Annotated in this window: 18 protein-coding genes; 7 read left to right on the plus strand and 11 right to left on the minus strand. The window is 48.3% G+C overall.

All coding sequences use genetic code 11. The features are described 5' to 3' along the window. Nucleotides 1-166: 166 nt before the first annotated feature. Genes ABDW16_RS12895 through ABDW16_RS12905 form a run of 3 tightly spaced genes read left to right on the plus strand, consistent with a single transcriptional unit; the run spans nt 167 to nt 5,856 of the window. On the plus strand, nt 167-3,325 hold the full coding sequence (locus ABDW16_RS12895; RefSeq protein ID WP_343670240.1) for a TonB-dependent receptor: 3,159 nt from the start codon (nt 167-169) through the stop codon (nt 3,323-3,325). Between the two features lie 12 nt (nt 3,326-3,337). Continuing rightward, nucleotides 3,338-5,209 (plus strand): RagB/SusD family nutrient uptake outer membrane protein, encoded by a 1,872-nt coding sequence (locus ABDW16_RS12900; protein ID WP_343670241.1) that lies wholly within the window; start codon nt 3,338-3,340, stop codon nt 5,207-5,209. A 5-nt stretch (nt 5,210-5,214) separates the two neighbouring features. After that, the gene (locus tag ABDW16_RS12905) at nt 5,215-5,856 is read left to right on the plus strand and encodes a DUF3823 domain-containing protein (protein WP_343670242.1); all 642 of its coding nucleotides are present in this window, start codon (nt 5,215-5,217) and stop codon (nt 5,854-5,856) included. Between the two features lie 44 nt (nt 5,857-5,900). Here the strand turns inward: ABDW16_RS12905 and ABDW16_RS12910 are convergent, their stop codons facing one another. Then, nucleotides 5,901-9,350, minus strand: a complete 3,450-nt coding sequence (locus ABDW16_RS12910; protein WP_343670244.1) for a gliding motility-associated C-terminal domain-containing protein — start codon at nt 9,348-9,350, stop codon at nt 5,901-5,903. 95 nt (nt 9,351-9,445) lie between these two features. Here ABDW16_RS12910 and ABDW16_RS12915 point away from each other — a divergent pair, with 95 nt between their 5' ends. Beyond that, the gene (locus ABDW16_RS12915; protein WP_343670246.1) at nt 9,446-10,672 is read left to right on the plus strand and encodes a hypothetical protein; all 1,227 of its coding nucleotides are present in this window, start codon (nt 9,446-9,448) and stop codon (nt 10,670-10,672) included. A 10-nt stretch (nt 10,673-10,682) separates the two neighbouring features. On the opposite strand, the gene ABDW16_RS12920 is transcribed toward ABDW16_RS12915, so the two are convergent. Both ABDW16_RS12920 and ABDW16_RS12925 read right to left on the minus strand, forming a co-directional pair. Further along, the gene (locus ABDW16_RS12920; protein ID WP_343670248.1) at nt 10,683-11,093 is read right to left on the minus strand and encodes a response regulator; all 411 of its coding nucleotides are present in this window, start codon (nt 11,091-11,093) and stop codon (nt 10,683-10,685) included. A 5-nt stretch (nt 11,094-11,098) separates the two neighbouring features. Continuing rightward, a complete protein-coding gene (locus ABDW16_RS12925) occupies nt 11,099-11,998 on the minus strand; it encodes an ATP-binding protein (RefSeq protein WP_343670249.1) in 900 nt (299 codons plus the stop codon). Between the two features lie 409 nt (nt 11,999-12,407). On the opposite strand from ABDW16_RS12925, the gene ABDW16_RS12930 reads away from it, so the two are divergent. Next, the gene (locus tag ABDW16_RS12930) at nt 12,408-12,647 is read left to right on the plus strand and encodes a DUF3820 family protein (protein WP_343670250.1); all 240 of its coding nucleotides are present in this window, start codon (nt 12,408-12,410) and stop codon (nt 12,645-12,647) included. A gap of 5 nt (nt 12,648-12,652) precedes the next feature. On the opposite strand, the gene fabF is transcribed toward ABDW16_RS12930, so the two are convergent. After that, nucleotides 12,653-13,885, minus strand: a complete 1,233-nt coding sequence (fabF, locus tag ABDW16_RS12935) for a beta-ketoacyl-ACP synthase II (protein WP_343670251.1) — start codon at nt 13,883-13,885, stop codon at nt 12,653-12,655. Beyond that, nucleotides 13,882-14,433: a TetR/AcrR family transcriptional regulator gene (locus tag ABDW16_RS12940; protein ID WP_343670253.1), complete on the minus strand. Its 552-nt coding sequence runs from the start codon at nt 14,431-14,433 to the stop codon at nt 13,882-13,884. The genes fabF and ABDW16_RS12940 overlap by 4 nt, the downstream gene beginning before the upstream one ends. A 228-nt stretch (nt 14,434-14,661) precedes the next feature. Here ABDW16_RS12940 and ABDW16_RS12945 point away from each other — a divergent pair, with 228 nt between their 5' ends. Both ABDW16_RS12945 and ABDW16_RS12950 read left to right on the plus strand, forming a co-directional pair. Further along, the gene (locus ABDW16_RS12945) at nt 14,662-15,135 is read left to right on the plus strand and encodes a DinB family protein (protein WP_343670254.1); all 474 of its coding nucleotides are present in this window, start codon (nt 14,662-14,664) and stop codon (nt 15,133-15,135) included. Between the two features lie 9 nt (nt 15,136-15,144). Continuing rightward, a complete protein-coding gene (locus tag ABDW16_RS12950) occupies nt 15,145-16,329 on the plus strand; it encodes an aminotransferase class V-fold PLP-dependent enzyme (RefSeq protein WP_343670255.1) in 1,185 nt (394 codons plus the stop codon). Here ABDW16_RS12950 and ABDW16_RS12955 read toward each other — a convergent pair. The 6 genes from ABDW16_RS12955 to ABDW16_RS12980 all read right to left on the minus strand — a co-directional run bounded on the left by ABDW16_RS12955 (nt 16,326) and on the right by ABDW16_RS12980 (nt 22,700). Continuing rightward, complete coding sequence (locus ABDW16_RS12955; RefSeq protein WP_343670256.1) at nt 16,326-17,318, minus strand: L-histidine N(alpha)-methyltransferase; 993 nt, start codon at nt 17,316-17,318, stop codon at nt 16,326-16,328. The two genes, ABDW16_RS12950 and ABDW16_RS12955, sit on opposite strands and share 4 nt — an antisense overlap. A 27-nt stretch (nt 17,319-17,345) precedes the next feature. Continuing rightward, nucleotides 17,346-18,494 carry an ergothioneine biosynthesis protein EgtB gene (gene egtB, locus ABDW16_RS12960; protein ID WP_343670258.1) on the minus strand — a complete coding sequence of 383 codons (1,149 nt, stop codon included), beginning with the start codon at nt 18,492-18,494 and terminating at the stop codon, nt 17,346-17,348. Beyond that, a complete protein-coding gene (locus tag ABDW16_RS12965; RefSeq protein ID WP_343670260.1) occupies nt 18,485-20,032 on the minus strand; it encodes an ABC transporter permease/substrate-binding protein in 1,548 nt (515 codons plus the stop codon). The genes egtB and ABDW16_RS12965 overlap by 10 nt, the downstream gene beginning before the upstream one ends. Beyond that, nucleotides 20,019-20,918 carry an ATP-binding cassette domain-containing protein gene (locus ABDW16_RS12970; RefSeq protein WP_343670262.1) on the minus strand — a complete coding sequence of 300 codons (900 nt, stop codon included), beginning with the start codon at nt 20,916-20,918 and terminating at the stop codon, nt 20,019-20,021. Before ABDW16_RS12970 ends, ABDW16_RS12965 begins: the two co-directional genes overlap by 14 nt. A gap of 89 nt (nt 20,919-21,007) precedes the next feature. Beyond that, nucleotides 21,008-22,387: a mercuric reductase gene (locus ABDW16_RS12975; RefSeq protein ID WP_343670264.1), complete on the minus strand. Its 1,380-nt coding sequence runs from the start codon at nt 22,385-22,387 to the stop codon at nt 21,008-21,010. A gap of 31 nt (nt 22,388-22,418) precedes the next feature. Further along, nucleotides 22,419-22,700: a DUF427 domain-containing protein gene (locus ABDW16_RS12980; protein WP_343670266.1), complete on the minus strand. Its 282-nt coding sequence runs from the start codon at nt 22,698-22,700 to the stop codon at nt 22,419-22,421. Nucleotides 22,701-22,841 lie beyond the last annotated feature (141 nt).

A 22,841-nucleotide genomic window follows, 5' to 3' on the forward strand; every position in this document is an offset into this window, starting at 1 on the left:
TTATAGAAAACATTCTGACTAATAGTAGCACTGTACTTAGTTAAACCGATGATTTAAAGTAAAAACCATACGAACTAGAAATCCTGGTTGCATCTGCATGCAAGGGCCCTTGCCATGCAGATAACCATACTTCTCACATTCCACTTAAACGTAAAAAAAAGACGTTATGAAAATGCTTTACGCTTTTTTAGCGTTGCTGCTGCTCGTTTACGAACGGGCCTACCCACAGCAGCACGATCTCCAAACCTTTAACGGCATCGTCACCGATTCGGCCAGCAACCCGATTCCCGGTGCCACCATCGCCGTCAAAAACGGCAACAAAGGCGTCGTGACCAAACCCGATGGCACCTTTTCACTTGCTGCTCCTCCCGGTAGCATCGTCACTGTCAGCATCATCGGCTACCAAACCCGCGAAGTGACCCTCTCCGGCACCAGCCGTATCCAGATCTCCATGACATCCCTGGCCAGCAACCTGACCGACATCGTCGTGGTAGGATATGGTGTGCAGCGCAAGGCATCCGTTACAGGAGCCGTAAGCACCCTTAAATCGGACGATCTGGTGCGAACCCCTGCCACTACCACCTCCAGTGCCCTGGTGGGAAAAATGCCCGGTATTACGGCCAGAGCTGCCGACTCCCGCCCCGGCAACGGAACTTCTATCCAGATCCGGAACCTGGGTAACCCACTTTTCGTTATCGATGGGGTGCCCTACACCGGTAGTACCAGTACTACCGCCTTCGGTTTTACCACCGGTTCCGGTCAGGATATCTTCAACAACCTGGGGCTGGACGATATCGAAAATATCTCCATCCTCAAAGATGCCTCCGCCTCCATCTACGGTCTCCGCGCCTCAAACGGTGTAGTACTCGTAACTACAAAAAAAGGCCGCAAAAACGACCAGCCAAACATCAACCTGAGCGCATACTACGGTTTTCAGAACTTCACCCGCTACCCGCATCCTGCCAATGCCGGCCAATACGTACGCGCACTGGTAGAATCCGAGCAGAACCTGGGCCGTGATCCATCCCTGCTCTACACAAGAGATGAACTGGCCAAATGGGAAGCCGGTACTGAAAAAGGCTATAAAAGCTATGACTACTACAAAGAAGTATTGCGCCCCAACGTACCGCAGTATTACCTGAGTGCCAACGCCTCTGGTGGTGGTCCCCGCAATAGCTACTACATGTCTGTAAGCCGCCTCAAACAGGAGGCCGTGATCAAAGATTACAACTACGAGCGTACCAACCTCCAGGCCAACCTCGAAAGCAGCCTGGCCAAAGGTCTGAAAGTAGGTACCCAAATCAGTGGCCGCCTCGAAAAACGACACAACGTAGGCGTACCCGGTCTGGACGACTTCTTCAACCCATTTCTCAGCATCTTCAGCATGTGGCCCACCGAAAGCCCCTATGCGAACGATAACCCGAAATACATCAACCAGACCCACAACGTGAACGTAAACCCCGCCACCTACAAAGACGACATCACCGGCTATGTAGACGAATGGTGGCGTGGCATGAACGTAAACCTGAACGCCCAGTACGACTTCGACTTCGGCCTCAGTGTAAAAGGGATCTACTCTTACAACTACCTCAATGAGGAATTCGACGGCTTTGAATATACCTGGAACGCTTACAAATACGACGCTACCAACGACAGTTACTACACCGAAGCTGGCTTTGGTAACCAAAACCCGTGGCGTGAAAGACACAAGCGTAACGTCATCTCCCGCTATGCACAGTTCCAGCTCAGCTACAATCGTAAGTTCGGCGATCACAACGTTTCTGCTGTAGGTGCCTACGAGCTCTCTGACTATGATAACTCTTACTACGTGGTACATACCATTCCGACTAACAACTATGTGCCTACGCAGTACCTGGTAGAAGAAGACTACCTCTCTGACGAATGGTCGCTGGAAGCCCGGGCCGGTTACATAGGCCGTATTAACTACGACTACAAATCCAAATACCTCGTGGAAATATTAGGGCGCTACGATGGCTCCTACATCTATGCACAGGGGCATCGCTGGGGTTTCTTCCCGGGTGTATCGCTGGGCTGGCGTGTGACCCAGGAATCTTTCCTGAAAAAAGACTGGCTGAATGACCTGAAACTGAGAGTATCCTATGGTGAAACCGGTAGCGAAATAGGCTTCTCCGACGGGAGTGCGCCGACTGCATTCGGTTATCTTGCCGGGTACAATTTCAACCAGGGTGGTGCGGTACTAAACAACAGCTATGTCATCGGTCTGCGTCCCCGTGGTTTACCAGTAACGGAGCTGTCATGGGTAAAGAACAGAACCTGGAACGCCGGTTTCGATTTCACTGTGCTAAATAACAAAATGAGTGGTCAGTTCGACGTATTCGAACGTCGCCGTACAGGCTTACCTGCCGCCCGGTACGATGTACTGCTGCCAAGTGAAGTAGGATATACCCTGCCCAATGCCAACCTGAATGCAGATGCTACCCGCGGTATAGAAGGTATGGTTACCTACATGGGCCAGCGTGGCAAAGTGAATTACAGCATTGGTGTCAATGCCACCTTTGCGCGGCTCAGAAGCTTGCATACCTACAAACCCCGCTTTGGCAACTCCTGGGATGAATACCGCAACTCCATCGAAAACAGGTGGGCCAACGAAACCTGGGGCTACCACGTAACCGGCCGCTTCAACTCTGAAGAAGAAATAAAAAACTACGGCATCGACAACGACGGACAGGGGAACCGTACCGAACTGCCCGGTGATTTCAAATACGAAGATGTAAACGGCGATAAGATCATCAACGGCCTGGACCAGCGTCCTATCGGTTATGCACAGGGTGCACAGCCTTATATGAGCTTTGGCCTGAATGCCAGTGTAGGTTACAAAGGGTTCACCCTGCGAATGGACCTGGCAGGTGCTACCATGCAGTCTTTTCTGCGCGACTGGGAACTGCGTTATCCATTCCAGAACAATGGTTCTTCTCCTGCCTACATGCTCGCCAACCGCTGGCACAGGGCAGATCCATACGATAACAACAGTGCATGGATAGGTGGTAAATATCCTGCTATCCGCAAGGACAACACCACACACGTGAACTACCAGGTAAACGATTTCTGGATTACAAACGTACACTACCTGCGCCTGAAAAACCTGGAACTGGCTTACAACTTCTCCAAAACACTCGTAAAGAAAATGGGCCTCTCAGCTTTGCGTGTATATGTAAATGGCACCAACCTGTTTTCATTTGACAACGTGAAGGAGTTTGAAATTGATCCTGAAATCAGTTCCTCCAATGGCCTGGTATATCCGCAACAACGTCTGTACAACTTCGGCTTTAACGTGTCTTTCTAAAAATTCCGCATCATGAAAAAACTCAGCATATTATTCATCTTCCTGCTCTCCACCAGCTGTATGAAAGACTGGCTGGACAGGGAGCCCCGCACCATCCTCTCAGACCAGCAGGTATGGAACGATCCTAAACAGATCGTGGCCCTCCTCGCTAATTTTTACGACCGGCTGCCAGCCGAATCAGGTCTCGTCGATGTCAACGATGGTTCCGACGGCCGCCTTTTTCAATGGCGCGATATGGCTAATTTTGACGATGCCATGTGGAGCGGTCAGTCCAACGAAGATGGTCGTAACAACATCACCGCTTACAATTATAACAGTTGGTACCTCTGGAACTACACCTTCATCCGCGATCTCAACCTCGCGTTGGAAAACATCGCTACTTACGGTGTAAACCTCACTGACGACCAGAAAAAACAATACACCGCTGAACTCCGTTTTCTCCGCGCGTTCAACTACTTTGAACTGGTAAAGAGAATGGGCGGCGTGCCACTCATCACCACCCAACTCATTTACGACTATAGTGGCGATGTATCCAAACTACAGCAGCCACGTGCCAAAGAATCGGAAGTTTACGACTTCATCGCCAGCGAAGTGGATGCTGTTAAGAATGACCTGGGCAATGACGGTAGCGTATCCCGTGCCAACAAGTACACTGCCCTGGCATTGAAAAGCAGGGCCATGCTCTACGCTGCTTCCATTGCTAAGTACAATAGTCTCATGGCAGCGCCTATCAGTACACCCAATGGGGAAGTAGGCATCCCTGCTGCTATGGCGAATAATTATTATCAGCAGTCACTCGCCGCCAGCCAGGAAATCATTAACAGCGGGGCCTATACCTTGTACAGGAACAACCCTGATATGGGTGAGAACTTCTTCGAAGCAGTGACTAAAAAAGCTTCCAACAAAGAAGTGATCTTTGTAAAAGATTACCTGCTGCCTACCCGCAAGCACGTGTTCTCTTATGATAATATTGCCCGCGGTATCCGCGAAGACAACCTGGGTTCTTCTTCTGTAACGCCATCTCTAAACCTCGTGGAAAGCTACGAATACTTAGATGGTACGAACGGTGCTTTAAAAATCCGCACGGCTGATAATAGTGATTTCATTTACTACGACAGGGTGCAGGACATCTTTGCCAACAAAGACGCCCGCTTATATGGTACGATCATTTATCCCGGCACCACCTTCAAGGGGCTGCAATTATCTATACAGGCAGGTGTGATGGTATGGAACGATACGCGCAATGCTTACGATATTGTAGAAGGCAGTGACCTGGGTACTACCTACTCTGATGGCAAATTACTGACCGGCACTTCCGGTCCACATCGCTCTATCCAGGAAGTTTCCAATACAGGTTTCTACCTCAAGAAGTACATCGATCCGAATGATAAAACCAGTACCCGTGGTGTACAAAGCGATGTATGGTGGGTATGGTTCCGGCTCGGTGAAGTTTATCTCAACGCGACCGAAGCTGCCTTTGAACTGGGCCAGACCGGCGAGGCGCTTACTTATATCAACACCCTGCGCGAACGGGCCGGTTTTCCCCCGAACAGTGTAACGGTACTGACCACAGAACGGATCAGGAATGAGCGCCGGGTAGAACTGGCTTTCGAAGATCATCGCCTCTGGGACCTGAAGCGCTGGCGCATTGCAGACAAGGTATGGAATGGCAGTACCTCCAGTGCCGATGCAATGGTCTATGCATTGTATCCTTACAGGGTGATTCGCCCCGGTAGTGCGTACGATGGCAAGTATGTGTTTGTAAAAATGGTAGCGCCCCGTTTTCGCGCACCCCGCTTTTTCCAGCTGGGTAATTACTACACAGCCATCGACCAGTCTGTGCTGAACAATAATCCTAAGATTATTAAAAACCCATTCCACTAAGCATTATGAGATACTTAATGATCACATCCCTGGTGCTGATACTCGCAGCCGGATGTAAAAAAGATAACTTCGAAAAGCCCAAATCTACACTCACCGGGCGTGTAGTGTACGATAAAAATGCCATTGGGGTACGTTCCAATGGTGTGCAGTTGGAACTGTGGCAGCATGGGTATGCATTGTTTTCCAAAATTCCTGTATATGTAGGGCAGGATGGGACTTTCTCTGCTATACTATTTGATGGGGATTATAAACTGGTGCTGCGCCAGGGAAATGGTCCCTGGCTGGATGATGCAGATTCTATTGATGTGAAGGTGAGTGGTACTACGAGTGTAGATGTCAGCGTCAATCCATACTTCATCATCAGCAATGCTACCTTTACGAAGAGTGGTACCCAGCTCACAGCCACTGTTTCTATCCAGCGGATTAACAACAACCTGCCGTTGGAAGCTGTGAACCTCTATATTGGCAATACCAATATTGTAGACCAGGTGAATAGCATTGCCCGCGCTTCGGTTACGCCTGATATATCAGGACCGGTAACGATTCAGCTCACTTTGCCTGCGGATGCGGCGTATTTTGCAAGGGTAGGGGTGAAGACGGCTGGTGTGGCAGAACAGGTGTATTCTGAAGTACAAAAAGTAGAATAAAAAAAAGAGGGGGCACTCTAAAAAAGTGCCCCCTCTCTCTATGGTTATTTTACCAGTAAAACCGTTCCTTTTATCTGTGCACTTCCTGCTTTGATATAATATACATAAGCACCCGGTTTCGCATTCGCACCATCCCATCCAAACGACTTATCGTTCGGCACACCCTGATGTCTTTCAAACACCTTATTACCCCACCTGTCAAAGATCAGGAAATCATCAATCGAAATAATCTCTTTAGAGCCAATGATGTAAAATACATCATTCACTCCATCCCCATTCGGACTAAACGCATTCGGCATAGAAAAGAGGTCTTTCACAGATGTATGCACATATATGGATGCAGTATCCGTACAGAAATACTCGTTCTTTATGGCCAGTGTATAGATCACCGATGATACTGCATGTACAGTAGGATACAGGCAATTGCTGCAGGACAATCCTTCCACAGGTGTCCAGGCAAAAGATGCCGGTAGTTCGCCACCCGTGAGCATGGGTGACAACTGCACATCCTGGAACCTGCCCACTTCCAGCACATGCGGTTCAAAATCTACTGTAAACGGATCGGTATAAGCCACATCGCTGTTATTCGTGTAGTCAGTTTCTTGCAGGAGGTGTGATGCATTCACTACTGCAGACAGTTCCCCGCTCAATGGGGTGCCTGTTACATGCGTATAGGTATGACAGGCACCTGCTGTGGCGGAGTCTTTGTAAAACAAAGGTTTTAATAAGGAGTCGCCATCATAGAAAGACACAGTGAGGTCTTTTGGCAGACTATCGTAGCCATTAGCTGTACATATTTCAAAGGTAACGATGGTATGGGTGTTATCATAACACTTTACCTCAGCAATCGTCATAGTCAGGTCCGGGGGAATCAGTCTTACAATACCGGATACAGCTAAGTTACAACCGTAGGTATTTGTCATGACGGCGTGGATGCCGGCACTGTCTTTCACGGTAATTACCGGAGTGGCAGTCGTAGCGCCACTCAGCGTATTCGCACCTTCCGTACTCCATGCATAAGTGGCGGCAGTAAAGTTGCTGGTGGTTGTATTCAGTGTGTACGATGCCCCCCGCATGACGGTTGTATCCGCAGGCAGCATACTGCCAGATGGTAATGTATACGCACCAATGGTCGTATTATTTGTCGTATCTGTTTCCGGCCATGTACCGGTATTTACTTTAATGCTGAAAGGAGAAGCACCTTTTAAAGTGATATGATAGCTTTCGCAGGCATCCGCACTATAAGCTGCAATGGTGTAATTGTTCCCGATCATAACACCATTCACGTCATAAAAACTCAGGTTCAGATCCTGGGGTACATTTCCGGCCGCATAATTATTACACACTTCAAAGATCACATACATACTATCGTTCCGCGCACATTCTGTGCTCAGTACATTGGCCGTATAATCATCTACAGGCGGAATATGTATAGTTGTAAATGTGGTATCATAGCAATTGTTCGCACTCGTTACCTTCACTGATTGGTGGTACAGGGTGTCTTTGCGATAAGGAGCCGTAAAAGTAGTGGTGGTACAGGTGCCACAACTTAAATAGGTAGTGGGTGTCCATGTTACACTATTGATCGTACCACCAGTTACTACAGCCGGCGTAAGGTCAATGGTCTCTGCCGGCGTCATAGCGATGTCTGCAGGTGTAAGCTGCACCCGGAACCGGTAGTTCGTCATCGTGGCAGTGTTGGTACCAAATTTAGCAATCAGTGTATCTGCATATGCATTCAGGATAAATGTTTCCAGGTAAGAGGCACACTTCCCTTTCAGATCGTAGGGCAACAGGTACACACCTATGGAATCATGTGCACCATTGTACAAAGTTACAGGTGTACCTTTCGGAATGGTCTGGTAGCCGAAGTTGTAGAAGTACAAAGAGATCTGCAATTGAGTCTGGTTATAACAGGCTACACTGTTCAGGTACACGTGTCCGTCAGCAGTTGGATCATCGACTACAATCGTCACGTAGTTCGTGGTATCATAGCAGCTGCCATCTGTTGCAATCAGTCTTACCTGGTAATTGCCCGGGGTTTGAAACACATAGGTTAAATCTTTTGTAGTTGCTACTTCTGTTTCACTGGCTCCCAGTTTTATTCTCCATGAGTAACTGCTGGCATTGATGGATCGGTTTGTAAATACCACACTGTCCAGTTCTACCCCTGCTTTGGAAGCTATTTTCCGCTTATCAGGATAAAAGCGGGCTGTTACTCCACAACTCACCTGCAATACATCCTGTGTGCTGCTAAAACAACCAGCGGCATCATATGCACGCAATACGACCACATAATTCTTCTTTTCTGTCACCGTGTAACTAAACGCCGCAGAAGTGCTCACCACCACATCATCCACCAGCCATTCATAGGTAGTTGCCCCTGTCGAAGTATTCGTAAAGTTCACCGTACTCCCCATCAGCGGGTAATCTGCATCTTTCGTGAAACCTGCTACAGCAGCGGTGGCACAAGGTGGCGTACACAGTGTGCTGCCGATCATTCCCGTCAGGCTACTTCCGATAAAATCACGCATACGCTGTGCCTGTCCTTCGGTAAAAGACATCACACAACCCGTACCGCCGCCGTAATCCATAAAGTTGTCCGGCAGGTCCGGCACATCTGTACTAAAACCAGAGAGGGTGTCAGTACTACACGAATTCTCCGGATTACTACAAGGAAAACCGCCATTGATAGATTTATCTGGTGGGGTATCGCACACCATATCACCATCTGTAGTACAATCATCGTTTTTACAATCCTGGCTGGCAAAAGTGTGTATGAGGCTCAGGTAATGCCCCATTTCATGTGCCACCAGGTCTACCCCTAATCCGGACACGACTACATCGCCACCGGGGCTGGCATAACCAGCCATGTGCATGCGGGTCCAGGCGCCACACTCGAATGTTTGCAAAAATTCAGACTTGATGCCTGATACTACCCAGATATTGATATAGCGGGTGCCATCCCACTTGCCCAGCGCGGTGAGCGCATCGCCTTCCATATCCGCATCAAAATCAGCGAGATAGGATTTGGTACGCAGGATGCCGGTAGTGGCGCCACCCTGAGGATCTGTTTTGGCGAGGCAAAATTGTATACGGGTATCCGTTCTTGCCCCCGCAAATGCGCCGGTTTTGCCATAGGCATCATTCAGTGCCGCAAGCGCATCGGTAACATCCTGGTCTGTAATGGCAGCCGGATTTTCGTTAATGATATGAAAAACAACGGGCAGCGTATAATCTGCCGCAGCTAACCTGTTCGTATTCATCAGGATAGCATGATTGGTCTTCTTTTCTTTTTGTCTGAAAGCGGTACTTTGGCGCCAGGTATTCATCATCCTGTCCGTACCACATGAACGGGGATTGACAGATAACCACCTGGCTGTGAGGGAAGGTTGTCCAACTACCTGAGGAACTGGATATTGTGCTCTTAATGACAGCACGTACAACAGGCAGATACAGGATAGCAGCCACCTTTGCAGGTTTTTCTTAGGCATAGGTTCTTTGTCGTGGTTATGATCGATAAAGATAAACAGAAATTCCCCTTGCTATGTCAATTATAATATATTATTTTTATTCAAAATGCCGGCTGATGGACCTTGAAATACTGAAGCAAGAGTTACTAACCAGATGGAAACATGCATTTAACGAGCTATCCCTTCTGCCTGACTATAAAGAGAAGATCCTGACCGAGAAGTATGTGCCCGGATTCAGATATGATTTGAAAGACTATGGAACCCAGGCATTTATGCTGCCTGAGGGGAAAATATTCCCCGAAGCCCGTGCCCGCGAGATCAATGATTATCATTTTTATGGATTTGAAGAAGATGGAAAGCCCGTATATACCGCATTTCGCCACGTTGTGAACAATATTAGCTGGGAAGGATATTATTCGTATAATGACCACGTTGTAGAGTATGTTGAATATTGTATTACAGAACATACACAGATTCCCTCCTGTATAAAACGAATGCTTTACAAAGACGGCAGAAAGACAGGATGGCAATCCCTCCTTGTCAATACCCGGGGCAGTGCCGGCAATTATAGCGGCATGAGTGCAGACGATATGATTACAGACATGCTGGAAGATCATTATTCTCTCTTCATCAGCATAGAGGAATACAACTGGGATAATGACCGCATCGTGACGGCCGCCGGCCTGGGTATGGCCCCCGGACAGGGTGAGTTTCACTACAGCCAGCACTACACATACGCCCCCGATGGCCAGCTGGACGAAATCAGGGCTGTTTACGAAACCGGCAATGAAAGGCTTACCTGGGTTCGCCCCTACGAAGGTGTGAACATACAGGTGCTGGAAGAAGAAGTGGCCGAAAAACTTGCCGAAGCTATCATAGATACGCTCGTAGCGTCCCGGATCGAAACGCCGCTATCCCTGCTGGAAATCAACTACCACGAAATAGCTGAATACATTCCTTCTCTTTCTACCCGGTCACAGGCTTTTACCGCAGAAATCTCCCGTCGCCACCAGGATGAAGACATCTTTGACCTGATCTTTTTATCGACAGAGATGGATCACCCTTACATGCCCATCCTGACAGAGAAATTTGAACGGCCTTTCAGGCAGTTCATGCAAATTGTGGAGCGGGAAGAGAAGTGGGAAATTGCCGCCGGCATGCTGCGCAAAGTGGCATGGTTGCTTACTACAAACAAGCTATACAACCGCCTGCCGGTGAGCGACGACTTTGCAGCTTACGCCATAGACTGGGAGTCTGATATGGAGGAGTTTGAAAGAATACTGAGAGAATGCGGAGTTGTGCCGGATGTTATTTCATCCTGGCAGGAAAAAGGCTGGCTATAATTTTTCAGATTTACCCATTGAAATAAGCGTCGAGAATATCTCCCATTAACCCGGTCGTCAATGGTTTGTTTCTAAACCCGGATACATCAGGATGATTAATGGCCCTGTTGTGATCATCCGGATTCATAGACGTAGTGAGCATCACTACGACCACCTGTCCTTTTTCCTGGTCTCCCAGTTTGTGGTATTCATCGAGGAATTCCCAGCCATTCAGGGCGGGCATATTGATGTCCAGCAGGATCAGGTCAGGCTGACCCTGGGGTGTTTCTTTGCAAGCTTTGAGGTAGTCCAGTGCTTCGGCGCCATTCCATGCCACATGTACATGGTTCGCACAATCCATTTTTTTAATCACCATTTGGCTGATGAAATTGGTGGCTTCATCGTCTTCAACTAAAAGGATGGAATGTAGTTTTCTGTTCATTTGGTTTATGCTGAGATGGTAAAATAAAATTGACTGCCTTCGCCTGGTGTAGAGGTAAGCCAGATATCGCCCCCGTGCAGGGAAACTATTTTTTTACAGTGTGCCAGTCCAATGCCTGTACCTTCGTATTGCAGTTTATTGTGCAGGCGTTGAAAGATTTCAAATACTTTTTCCTGGTAGCGGGGAGCAATGCCGATCCCATTGTCTGCAAAGGTGAATTCGTATTCATTTTCCTTTTTTACACAAGTGATGCGGATGACAGGTGGCACTTCGTTCTGCCTGAATTTAATTGCATTGCTCAGCAGGTTTTGAAATAATAATTTCAGCTCTATTGGGTAGGCATCTACAACAGGCAGGTTTTCCATAATTACCTGGGCCTTGCTTTCATGAATGGCCGCACGCAGATCGTCTACTACATTTAGTATAACCTGGTTGCAGTCCACGGTTTCCTTCACCTTTACCTTGCCGATACGGGAGTAGTCGAGCAGGGCTTTGATCAGGTCACTCATACGGTTACTCGACTGGCGGATGAAGCGCAGGTAGTTGTCTGCATTTTCATCCAGTTTGCCAGTATATTCAGTAGCTACCAGTTCTACAAGTGTGTTGATGGAGCGCAATGGTTCCTGCAGATCGTGCGAGGCGATGTAGGTAAATTGTTCCAGTTCCTTGTTTTCCACCTCCAGTTTGTGAAGGTACTCCTGTGTTGACTTTAATCGCTTTTCGGCAGCTGCGAGTTTTTCCTCTGCATCTCTGAGCCTGTCGCCTAGTACAGTAATACTCTTCCTTAACAGGTCCATACTCAGCTCATCCTGTTCAGATAGATCCTTTTCGGCTTGTTTGGAATGAATATATTGCAGTAATAGATCGTATAGTTCTGCCCTGTTCTGCCTGATTTGCTGCTCCATTGCCACTGTTTTTTAGGCGTCTTAATGACCTGAAAAGCGCAAAACCGGTTACAGACGTCTGCAACCGGCTATTCTCATAACCACTCTTCTGGGGGGATGTTTAAATCAAAAAGTTCACAAAAATGCAAAATGAAATGTGCCTTTTTGTACAAAGCTGTTGCAAATAGGTGTTAGACACTGCAAGTAAGATTCACACGACTATTTCCAGATATGATATTGGTAATGAATTCGTTAGATTGCCCCTTAATGTATTGTCGCCATGCTATGAGCAGCGGCTCGTAAATGTCCCTTTATGCCAAAATATCTGTTTTAGACAGATATAGATATTTTTTAATAACGATGGTATATACGATAGGGAAGAAAAAACGGATTTAACCGTCAAAAAAATATATTTGCAAAAAATAAATTTATGGAACTAGCAGGACCTGATCCGGAGATTTTTAAACAGCTGGTAACGATGAAGATGCCTTTTGGGAAGTACAAGGATGTGCTGCTGTGCGATTTGCCAGTGTCTTACCTGGAATGGTTTAACCGCGAAGGATGGCCAAAAGGAAAACTGGGAATGTTGCTGAGTACCATGTACGAGATCAGGCTGAATGGATTAATGGATTTATTAAAGCCTTTGAGAGGCGGTACTCCCAAAGGCTGATAAACTTATATAGATTTAAAGACCACAATGCCGTTGTGACCACCAAAACCGAAGGTATTACTCATCGCAACATCTACCTTTTTCTCTACCGCACTGCCTAAAACGATATTGAGTCCTGCCGGGAGGGCAGGATCCAGTTCAGTAGTGTTGATAGTAGGCGGGATGACCCCATTTTTAATAGTTAATATACAGGCAATTGCTTCTATAGCACCTGCCGCACCCAGGAGGTGACCGGTCATAGACTTGGTGGCGCTGATGGCCACAGATGGTGCTAATAACCTTGTAATAGCCGCTATTTCACTCAGGTCGCCTACCGGTGTACTGGTGGCATGTGCGTTCAGATAATCCACCTGTGAGGGGTTTAGGCCACCATCTTCCAGCGCTCTTTTCATGGCTTCGTAAGCCCCGAGTCCTTCCGGATGGGTAGCGGTCATATGGTAGGCATCGGCCGTCATGGCAGCACCTGCTACTTCGGCATAGATATGTGCTCCCCGGGCTACGGCATGTTCATATTCTTCCAGGATCAGTGCACCTGCGCCCTCACCCATCACAAATCCGTCTCTGCCTGTATCGAATGGCCGGCTCGCATGGGCAGGATCGTCATTGCGCTGTGACATCGCTTTCATGGCACAAAACCCGCCTACAGATGCTTCTGTAATGGGCGCTTCGGAGCCCCCGGTAATGATCACTTTGGCCTTACCCCAACGGATGTAATTAAGCGCATCCATGATGGCAGTGTTGGAGGTAGAACAGGCGGAAACGGTGGTATAGTTGATGCCCATTAACCCAAAGCGGATAGAGATCATGCCCGATGCCATGTTGGCAATTAATTTAGGCACAAAGAAAGGATTGAAACGGGGTTGATAATTGCCGATCGTATATTCCTTTACCTGTTCTTCGAAGGTTTGCATACCACCCTGGCCGGAGCCCCAGATGACGCCTGTATCGAATGGGTTCATGGTTGCAAAATCGATCCCCGCATCATCTACCGCCTGTTGGGCGGCGATGAGAGCATATTGGGTAAACGGATCTGTTTTCCTTAAATCATTTTTATCTAAATACTGCGCGGGATCATAACCTTTGATCTCGCAGGCAAACTGCGTTCGGAACTTACTGGCGTCAAATTTTGTGATCGTCGCTGCGCCACTTTTGCCCGCCAGCAGATTTTCCCAGAAGGCGTTTACATGATTCCCGATAGGGGTGATCGCACCCATACCGGTGATAACTACTCTTTTCATAAAATATCGTCTAATAATTGTTTGCTGATGTTTTCAAATGCGGTTTCTCCCATGACACGGCTGAGGAGGAGAGAAGCGAGCAGGTTGGAAACGATGAGTAATGCCCGGTCCCCGGCGGTGCCTTTAAAGTGAAAGATACCCTTTTTTTGCCCATTTTCGAGACATTTCGTCACCCATGCTATTACTGATGCACTGAATTGTCGCAGGCGTGCCTGCATATTCTCCGGCAGGGTATTGTAATCAGGCGATAGGGAACCCATGATGCAGACCATGTGGCGGTTGCATTTGTTTTCGAAAGAGGCAATGAGGTGGCGTAGCTGCTGATCTTCCGGTAAGGTTTCCCAGTTGGCAATGCCGGTATTCATAAAGTTGATTTCCTGGTCAATGACAGCCATGCCAAGGTCGGCCTTGGTGGGAAAGTAGTAGTGAACGGCAGCGTTCCTGATGGCTAACGGATCAGCTATGTCTTTGTAACTGAATGAGTTAAAGCCTTTTGTTTTGATCAGCTGGTCGGCCAGACCAACTATTTTTTCTTTGGTGTCCTGCATGGGGCGAAGATACTTACTTATTAGTAAGTAAACAAGTGGTCCTGTTGTAAACAGGGTCAGCCTATAGCTTAACCAGATCATTATAATATCACTATAAGATCACCAAAAGGGCACCTCAATATCCCCAGGGATATTGAGGTGCCCTTTTGGTGTCCTTTTGGATAACTATTTATGATAAGGCCTGGATGAACTGGCACCCTGTTTGGACCCTATTCTCAAAAACAAATCATGGCAGATAAAGTAGTCATCAAATCACTGGAAGAGCTCCTGACCGGCAGTCATGCCCATATCTCATTCGAAGATGCCGTCAGGGATGTACCGGAAAGCATAAGAGGAGTGGTGCCGGAAAATATGCCTTACAGCATCTGGCAACTGGTAGAGCACATCCGCATTGCGCAATGGGACATCCTGGAGTTTTCAAAAAATCCAGGTCACCAGTCTCCACCCTGGCCAGAAGGCTACTGGCCAAAGGATCCGGCGCCCAAAAACGACGAAGCATGGAAACACAGCATCGCCCATATCAAAAAGGATTGCGCAGAATTCATTAACTTGCTCAAACGAACTGATGCAGATCTTTATGCCCCTTTTCCGCATGGTGATGGGCAACACCTATTCCGCGAAGCACTGCTAATTGCGGACCATACCAGTTACCATACCGGCGAAATCGTGGCTGTGCGAAGAATGCTCGGGGCGTGGAAATAAATAAATACCATGGACATCGCTAACCTGAGGGCAGATACTCCTGGCTGCCAGACCAAAGTACACTTCAACAATGCCGGCGCTGCTTTACCACCTTACCCGGTATTGCAGGCCATGCAGGATTATCTCGCTGAAGAAGCTAATTGTGGAGGTTATGAAACGGCTGCAGCCAATGCGACTGCCCTCAACCGTTTTTATATGGCTGCTGGAAAATTATTGAATGCACCTGCCAAGAACATTGCATTTACCAGCAGTGCCACGAATAGTTTTGCGCGGGCGCTATCCTGCATTCCTTTTAAGAAAGGAGATGTAGTGATCATTGCCAATGAAGACTATTCCAGTAACCAGCTGGCGTTTCTTTCGCTGGAAGAACGTTTTGGAATAGAACTGGTACGTGCCAATAGCTTGCCCGAAGGCGGTGTGGATGTAGATCACATGGTATCTTTGATACATGCCAGGCATCCCCGGCTCGTGTCTCTCACACACGTACCTACGAATACCGGTTTGATCCAGCCGGTTGCTACAATAGGAAAAGTATGCCGCGAACTGGATATTCCATATCTCGTGGATGCATGTCAGTCTGCCGGGCAGTTGCCATTGGATGTGGAGGAAATAGGCTGCGATTTTCTGTGCGCTACATTGCGGAAGTTCCTGCGTGGGCCAAGGGGCGCGGGGTTGCTGTATGTATCCGACAGGATGCTACATAAGCCCTGGTACCCGCTGTTCTTAGATATGTATGCCGCTACCTGGACGGATGACGATACGTTCATTCCCGCATCCGATGCAAAGCGTTTCCAGGATTGGGAACAGCCGTATGCATTGCTGGCGGGTAGTTATGCAGCCATTCATTATGCGAATGAACTCGGGTTACAAAATATTGCTGACCGGAATAAATATCTGTGCGGCATATTGCGTCCACGGCTGCAATCCCTGCCGGGTGTGAAGTTGTTAGACAAAGGAAAGGAGCAGGCCAGTATCATTACCCTGTCTGCACCGGTCAGTGATCCGCAATGGCTGTTATCTTCTTTAAGAGAAAGAAATATTAATACAGCTGTCAGCGTTATTGCCGGCGCCCTGATCGATTTCAGATCAAAAGGTGTGAACTGGGCACTGCGCATATCCCCGCATTATTACAATACGGAAGATGAAATAGATACATTGCTGGATGCGCTGGAATCGCTGCTTGCGAATCCTTAAGCCTGCCATAAGCTGTCTGTAAACCAACCTTTCCTGTCCGTAAAGTGTGCGATGGGCTCAAAGCCTGCCTGTATGGCCAGTTTTTCTGACTCCTCCAAACTATACTTCTGGGATATTTCCATGTAGATGGTCTCGTGCAGGTGAAAAGAAATGAGTTCATTTCCCACCCGTACTACCTGGTCTTCCAGGCTCACAAGGTAGCTCTTGCAGGCGCCTGTACCCGGATCGTATGTAGGGTAGTGATCGAATTTTGACAGGTCAAAGTCCGCGTCCATTTCCCTGTTAATCCGGGCGAGCAGGTTCAGGTTAAACTCACGTGTAATCCCTTCCGAATCATTGTACGCATTCAGAATAATCTGCGGATGTTTTTTCAGGTCAAAGCCGGTGAGCAGCATATCGCCGGGTTGTAAATAATTGCGCAGCTGGCGGCAGAACTTACGGGTTTCCGCAGGGGAGAAATTGCCGATATTGCCACCCATACAAAGTACCACTTTAGGTCTTGCAGATAAAGTTTGTACCCTGCGCAGCATCTCGAAATATTCCCCGTGCAGGCCCTGCACCTGTAAGGCGGGTAAGCGCGCAGGCAGATGTTGCCCCAGCTGGCAGATCACATTTGCACTGATGTCGATGGGGTAGTAAGTGAAAGAGTGATCTATATGTAGTAATTCCTGTAAGAGGTGTACGGACTTGGTGGCGTCGCCTGCGCCCAGTTCCACCACGTCGAAGGTATCTGTGAGCGAAGCAATCAGCGCGGCGATCCGGGTGGATTGCTCCTGCATGATTTCCATTTCACAATTCGTTGGGTAGTATGCCGGACAAGCCATAATGCGCTGAAAAATGCGATCTCCGTTGTCATCATAAAAATACTTTGCGTCCAGGTACTTTTCTTTTGCATTCAGTCCCTGCAGTACATCTCGATGAAAAACGGGCAATTGGTCCTGTTTCGGGGTCAATACAGTGCAAGCGTTCATTACAGAGGTGGTAGCCATAATGTAAACTTAATTGTTGAATGAGATTTATTTAGCTAATCTGATGCCAGTATATTGCCATCTGAGTGGCGGATGGAAAAAATTGCGGTAGGTGATGCGGCTATGTCCCGGCGGAGTGGCTACAGAGCCACCTCTCAGTACCATCTGGTTCACCATGAACTTTCCATTATATTCTCCGATAGCGCCGGGTGCTTTTACAAAACCGGGGTAGGGAAGGTACGCACTTTCTGTCCATTCCCATCTTTCGCCCCATGCCAGCCGGGGTGCGGCGGCTTCCCATTCATTTTCTGTAGGGAGGCGCAGCCCTTTCCACGCGGCGAATGCAGCGGCTTCGTAATAACTGATATGTGCCAATGGCATGCTGGGATCAATGGGTCTTAATCCTTTTAAGGTATAATTCATCCATTCACCATCTGCCTCATGCCAGTAGAGCGGCGCCCGGACCTGGTTGGTTTTTACCCAGTCCCAGCCTTCGGCATGCCAGTGGCGGAAGTCTGTATAACCGCCGGCCTGTATAAATTCCAGGTAGGCAGCGTTAGTGACCAGCGCACTGCTGATACTGAATTCCTCCAGGTATACCTTATGCCTGTTCAGTTCGTTGTCAAAGCAGAACCCTTCGCCGGCATGACCTATTTCGTAGATACCCGCCGGGAAAGAAATAAAATGACTGCTGGCTACAGGCTGCTCTTTGAAGGTGTAATCTTCCTGGTAAGCGGGGAATAATGGATTATGCCCCAGAATATATTTTATATCAGTGATCAGTAATTCCTGGTGTTGTTCTTCATGATTTAATCCTAAGGTAATGAGCGCATGTAGTTCTTTTGATAGGTCCTGCGCGAGTAATTTACTCATTTCCTTATCTACGTACTCCCTGTACCGGTATACATCTGCCACACCGGGCCGGCTCAGGTTGCCGCGATCTGTACGGATCACTCTTGCGCCTACCGATTCATAATAACTATTGAACACAAAATTATAATCAGGATTAAACACCTGGTAGCCTTCTAAATTGGGCTGTAATACAAATGTTTCAAAGAACCAGGTAGTATGTCCTAAATGCCATTTGGGCGGACTCACATCTACCACTGGTTGTACCACGTAATCCTCTGTTTGTAAGGGCGCGCATATGTTCACAGATCGTTGGCGCACAGTGTCGAAAGCTTGCTTTAATTCCATTGTAAATATTTTGTCAGGTCGCTGATAGTCTTAATTTGTAAGTCCCGGGCCTGTTGTCTGCGCATCATCAGTGCATACGTATTATTGAATCCTACAGGGGCCAGCCATTTGATATGATAGCGCTGTTGAAAAGCTGCTGCCACGTAGTCGTATACTTTATCGGCCTGTCCACCCAGTGAATCGAGGGTGGCGGGTGGCGCCTGTAAAATCACGAGCAGGCCGGTACCGGTGTATTCCGGGTACAGGTCAATCTGTGCATTGGTAAGTGCTTCAAAGCAGATTTTAGTACCTCCCAGGCCGGTCTTTGTTTCCACATGCAGATCGGTATAGCCTTCGACCAGCAGTTTATACATATTGGCAAGGATGTAGCCGTCACCGAAAATCTTGGCGCCAATACGGATCGTACCTTTTGTACCCGGTTTGGGTGATTGCAGCAGGTGGTGGGCATCGAGAAACTCTTTGGCAACAACAGCCGGGGACTGTTTTAAAATATCTACCCGGTAATTCAATGCTGTCATGATACTATCATTAATTGTACCAGACAGTTTGTTGAGTGCGGGGGCGAGTTCAGGATATTTGTCAAGCACGTCCTGCCGCACGATGGGGGCTGCATAGTAGGGTGGAAAGATATGTTTATCATCCTGCAATACCTGCAGGTCATAAGCCTTTACACGGCCATCGGTGCTACTGCCGCTGATCACGTCTACCTTTTTATCGTAAGCAGCTTTGTACATGATCATATCACTGATCACTACGGTACGGATTTTTAATCCATAGACTTTTTTTAAGCCTACATCGCCATCATTACGGCCCATGAATTCGGGGGTAAAGCCAGCGAGTAATTTAGAACCATAAAAATCAGGGAGCAGGTAAAAAGAAGAGAGTACCAATATGAGCAAAGGCAGCAGGAATACTTTACGGAACCGGATGCGGGATAATGCCCAGTCGAACAGGATAGCGAGCAAGGCAGCAGGAATGGCGCCTGCCAGGATCATGTTCGTGTTGTTGAGCGCGATGCCGCCAAAGATGAATTCACCCAGGCCGCCGGCAGCGATGTAGGCCGCCAGGGTAGCCACGCCAACGTTGATGACGGTAGCGGTGCGAACGCCTGCCAGCAGCACGGGCATGGCGAGTGGCAGTTGTACTTTGAAAAGTAATTGCCTGTTGCTCATACCGATGCCGGTAGCAGCTTCAATAATGGCAGGATCTACCTGCAGGATACCCGTGTAAGTATTGCGTACAATAGGCAATAATGCGTACAAAAACAAGGCGACGATAGCTGGTAAAGGACCGATCCCTAACAGGGGAATCATAAAGCCTAAAAGGGCAATACTGGGGATGGTCTGTAATACCCCTGCAAAGCCCAGTACCGCACCTGCCATTTTGGGCCTGCGGGTGATGGCGATGCCCAGGGGCACACCGATCACTACGGCAATCAGTAGTGAGATAAAGGTAAGGCCGATATGCTGCAGGGTTTGTTCCAGTATCTTGCCGGATTCCTGCTGTAGAAAATCAATGAAGCTGTTAGCTGGTTCCATGCATATGTTTAGATTGCCTGTACTGGTCTACGGCATCCAGCAGGGTATTGCGGGGCATGCCGGCGGCAATGGCGTTCCATACGGTGAGGGTATCATCTCCATTTACCTGTGTCAGCCATGGCCGGATGTCACCCAGGGTCAGTGCTTTCAGTTCCAGTACAAAGCGGTGTTCATCAAAAAAAGATCGGACAAAGTCGTTAGCGGGCGAAAATAACAGTTCGGCGGGTGTGCCGGTTTGCTGTACTTTACCTTTGTCCATGAGGCAGATGCGCGTGCCGAGTTCGAAGGCTTCCTGCACATCGTGGGTGACCATGATGATGGTCTTATGTTGTATTTCGTCGAGTGCGCGAAATTCTTTTCTTACGCTGGCGCGGGTTACGGGATCCAGTGCACCGAAGGGTTCATCCATGAGCAGCACGGGTGGGTCTGCAGCAAGTGCGCGGGCAAGCCCTACACGTTGTTGCTGTCCGCCACTGAGTTGCTGTGGATAGGCATGGAGGTAATCGGAAACGGGGAGGTGGAGTTTTTCCATCAGGGTGGCTACCCGCGATGCGATGCGGCCTGCATCCCATTTGAGCAAACCGGGTACTACGCCAATGTTTTCACCTACGGTGTAATGGGGAAAGAGACCATGATGTTGCAGCACGTAGCCAATGCCTCTTCTTAACGATTCCAGTCGTTGTGATAATATGGATTGCCCGTTTACAAAAATATTACCGCTATCTGGTAGTAACAGGCGGTTGATCATTCTGAGAGTGGTGGTTTTCCCGCTGCCGCTGGTGCCCAGCAGAACGAGTGTTTCTCCTGCATTCACTTCGAATGACACAGCAGAAACGGCAGGCTTACCGTTGAGGAATGACTTGCTCACATTTTCCAGTTTGATCATATGGGGAGTAAATTACTCATATTGTTGATAGGAAAAATATTATGCAGTAGAATCCGTGAATTGTACAAATGGTTCCGTAATAAGTACAATCACTCTCTGATACTCATGAAAAGATTGTTCAATGACTCTGCGTACAGCGGATGTGCAAAGATCATTTCCCTGATTTGTGTAGCAGTTATTCCGGCTATCATGGCGATTTGTAATACGCTCATTACTTCGCCGCCATTATGGCCCAGAATTGCTGCGCCCAGGATCCTGCCTGTCGACTTTTCTACCACTGCTTTCATGAAGCCCTCCGGTTGCCCTGTTTCGATGGCGCGGGCTACCCTGTTCATATCCAGGTGGGCTACCTGGATATCGAATCCTTTTTCCCGTGCCTCCTTTTCCGTTAGCCCTATCCGGCCCAGTTGCGGATCGGTAAATACACAATAGGGAATTGGTCTGCCGGTAATGGTTTCGTTGCCATTTTCCAGCAGATTTTTGAGCAGGATCAGGTGATCATTGTAAGAGATGTGGGTAAAAGCCGGACCACCTTTTACATCTCCAAGGGCATAGATGCCGGGTACGGAAGTTTCCAGTTTTTCATTCACAGGAATGAAACCTTTTTCATCGGTGGTGATGCCGGTGGTATCCAGATGCAATTCCTTTGTTTGCGGGGTGCGGCCGGATGCGACGAGTATATGAGAGCCGGTGATGGTTTTGCTTTCGCCATGGGTATGCAGCACTATTCTGACAGCGTCTGCCGTGCCTTCCACCTGTTTGATATCCGCGCCGGTATGAACTGTAATGCCTTCTCCTTCCAGGATTTTTTTCATAGCGGCAGACACATCTTCATCTTCTCTTTTCAGCAGGGTGGTGCGTTCTACGATCGTGACCTGGCAACCGAACCTGCGGAACATTTGCCCGAATTCCAACCCGATATAACTGCCACCGAGTATGATGAGGTGGGAGGGGAGGAGCTGCAAATCCAGTAAAGTGGTATTGGTGAGCCAGGGTACCTGTGCGAGGCCGGGAATATCCGGGATTTGGGGGGAAGTGCCGGTATTGATAAAGATATGATCGGCCGTAATGGTTGCTGTACTACCGGTGCTGAGTTTGAGCGCCAGGGTTTTGGGGCCGCTAAAACCGGCGGTGCCATAGAAGATAGTGACCCCATCTGTTTTTTCCAGGCCTTTGGTAGCGCCGCCCCTGAAGGAGGTGACAATCTCATTCTTGCGGGCGACGATTGTTTCGAAGTCTACCTGGAAACCGGGCACAGTAATGCCCCATCGCCGGCTGTTGGCCACAGTATGTGCTACTTCGGCACAGGCAATCATTGCTTTTGTGGGAGTGCATCCATCATTGATGCAGGTACCGCCTATCCATCGTTTTTCTATGATAGCTGTTTGCCAGCCTGCCTTTGCCAGTTTTTTTGCCAGGGGTACTCCTCCCTGGCCGGAACCGATGACGATCGCATCAAATTTTTGCATTCCCGGGTTTTTAGTAAGTAGGATCAAATGGTTACCGATGCACCTCTACACCTTTCCAGAAGGCGATGTAACCTTTTATGTTCTGTGCAGCATCTTTAGGATCAGGGTAGTACCAGGCTGCATCTTTGTTTACTTTTCCATCCACAGTTACATCGTAGTAGGAAGCTTCTCCTTTCCATGGACAGATGGTGTGGGTCTTGCTCGGACTTAGCATGCTTTGTTTTACGGCTTCGGGCGGAAAGTAATGATTGTGTTCGACTACCACAGTTTTGTCGCTTTCTGCTATTACTTCCTTTTGCCAGATTGCTTTCATCGTGTTGTCGTTTAATGTGTTATAAATACGTGGACAAATTTTATACCATTGGGATTGTTGCTTCCTGTCTTTGCGCGATAGTGTTACTTCCTTAATTCCTGCGAAAAATGACCTTTTCCGCGTTCAGTCTTTCATTTTTAA

The organism is Chitinophaga sp., assembly GCF_039596135.1.
GTDB lineage: Bacteria > Bacteroidota > Bacteroidia > Chitinophagales > Chitinophagaceae > Chitinophaga.

Bases quoted from the DNA above. Each gene is read 5' to 3' on its own strand.
- ABDW16_RS12970 (WP_343670262.1), bottom strand. From the start codon at position 20,918: ATGATCAAACTGGAAAATGTGAGCAAGTCATTCCTCAACGGTAAGCCT.
- ABDW16_RS12895 (WP_343670240.1), top strand. From the start codon at position 167: ATGAAAATGCTTTACGCTTTTTTAGCGTTGCTGCTGCTCGTTTACGAA.
- ABDW16_RS12980 (WP_343670266.1), bottom strand. From the start codon at position 22,700: ATGAAAGCAATCTGGCAAAAGGAAGTAATAGCAGAAAGCGACAAAACT.
- ABDW16_RS12905 (WP_343670242.1), top strand. From the start codon at position 5,215: ATGAGATACTTAATGATCACATCCCTGGTGCTGATACTCGCAGCCGGA.
- ABDW16_RS12920 (WP_343670248.1), bottom strand. From the start codon at position 11,093: ATGAACAGAAAACTACATTCCATCCTTTTAGTTGAAGACGATGAAGCC.
- ABDW16_RS12955 (WP_343670256.1), bottom strand. From the start codon at position 17,318: ATGGCTACCACCTCTGTAATGAACGCTTGCACTGTATTGACCCCGAAA.
- ABDW16_RS12965 (WP_343670260.1), bottom strand. From the start codon at position 20,032: ATGGAACCAGCTAACAGCTTCATTGATTTTCTACAGCAGGAATCCGGC.
- ABDW16_RS12900 (WP_343670241.1), top strand. From the start codon at position 3,338: ATGAAAAAACTCAGCATATTATTCATCTTCCTGCTCTCCACCAGCTGT.
- ABDW16_RS12975 (WP_343670264.1), bottom strand. From the start codon at position 22,387: ATGCAAAAATTTGATGCGATCGTCATCGGTTCCGGCCAGGGAGGAGTA.
- ABDW16_RS12910 (WP_343670244.1), bottom strand. From the start codon at position 9,350: ATGCCTAAGAAAAACCTGCAAAGGTGGCTGCTATCCTGTATCTGCCTG.
- ABDW16_RS12945 (WP_343670254.1), top strand. From the start codon at position 14,662: ATGGCAGATAAAGTAGTCATCAAATCACTGGAAGAGCTCCTGACCGGC.
- egtB (WP_343670258.1), bottom strand. From the start codon at position 18,494: ATGGAATTAAAGCAAGCTTTCGACACTGTGCGCCAACGATCTGTGAAC.
- ABDW16_RS12930 (WP_343670250.1), top strand. From the start codon at position 12,408: ATGGAACTAGCAGGACCTGATCCGGAGATTTTTAAACAGCTGGTAACG.
- ABDW16_RS12915 (WP_343670246.1), top strand. From the start codon at position 9,446: ATGGACCTTGAAATACTGAAGCAAGAGTTACTAACCAGATGGAAACAT.
- ABDW16_RS12950 (WP_343670255.1), top strand. From the start codon at position 15,145: ATGGACATCGCTAACCTGAGGGCAGATACTCCTGGCTGCCAGACCAAA.
- fabF (WP_343670251.1), bottom strand. From the start codon at position 13,885: ATGAAAAGAGTAGTTATCACCGGTATGGGTGCGATCACCCCTATCGGG.
- ABDW16_RS12925 (WP_343670249.1), bottom strand. From the start codon at position 11,998: ATGGAGCAGCAAATCAGGCAGAACAGGGCAGAACTATACGATCTATTA.
- ABDW16_RS12940 (WP_343670253.1), bottom strand. From the start codon at position 14,433: ATGCAGGACACCAAAGAAAAAATAGTTGGTCTGGCCGACCAGCTGATC.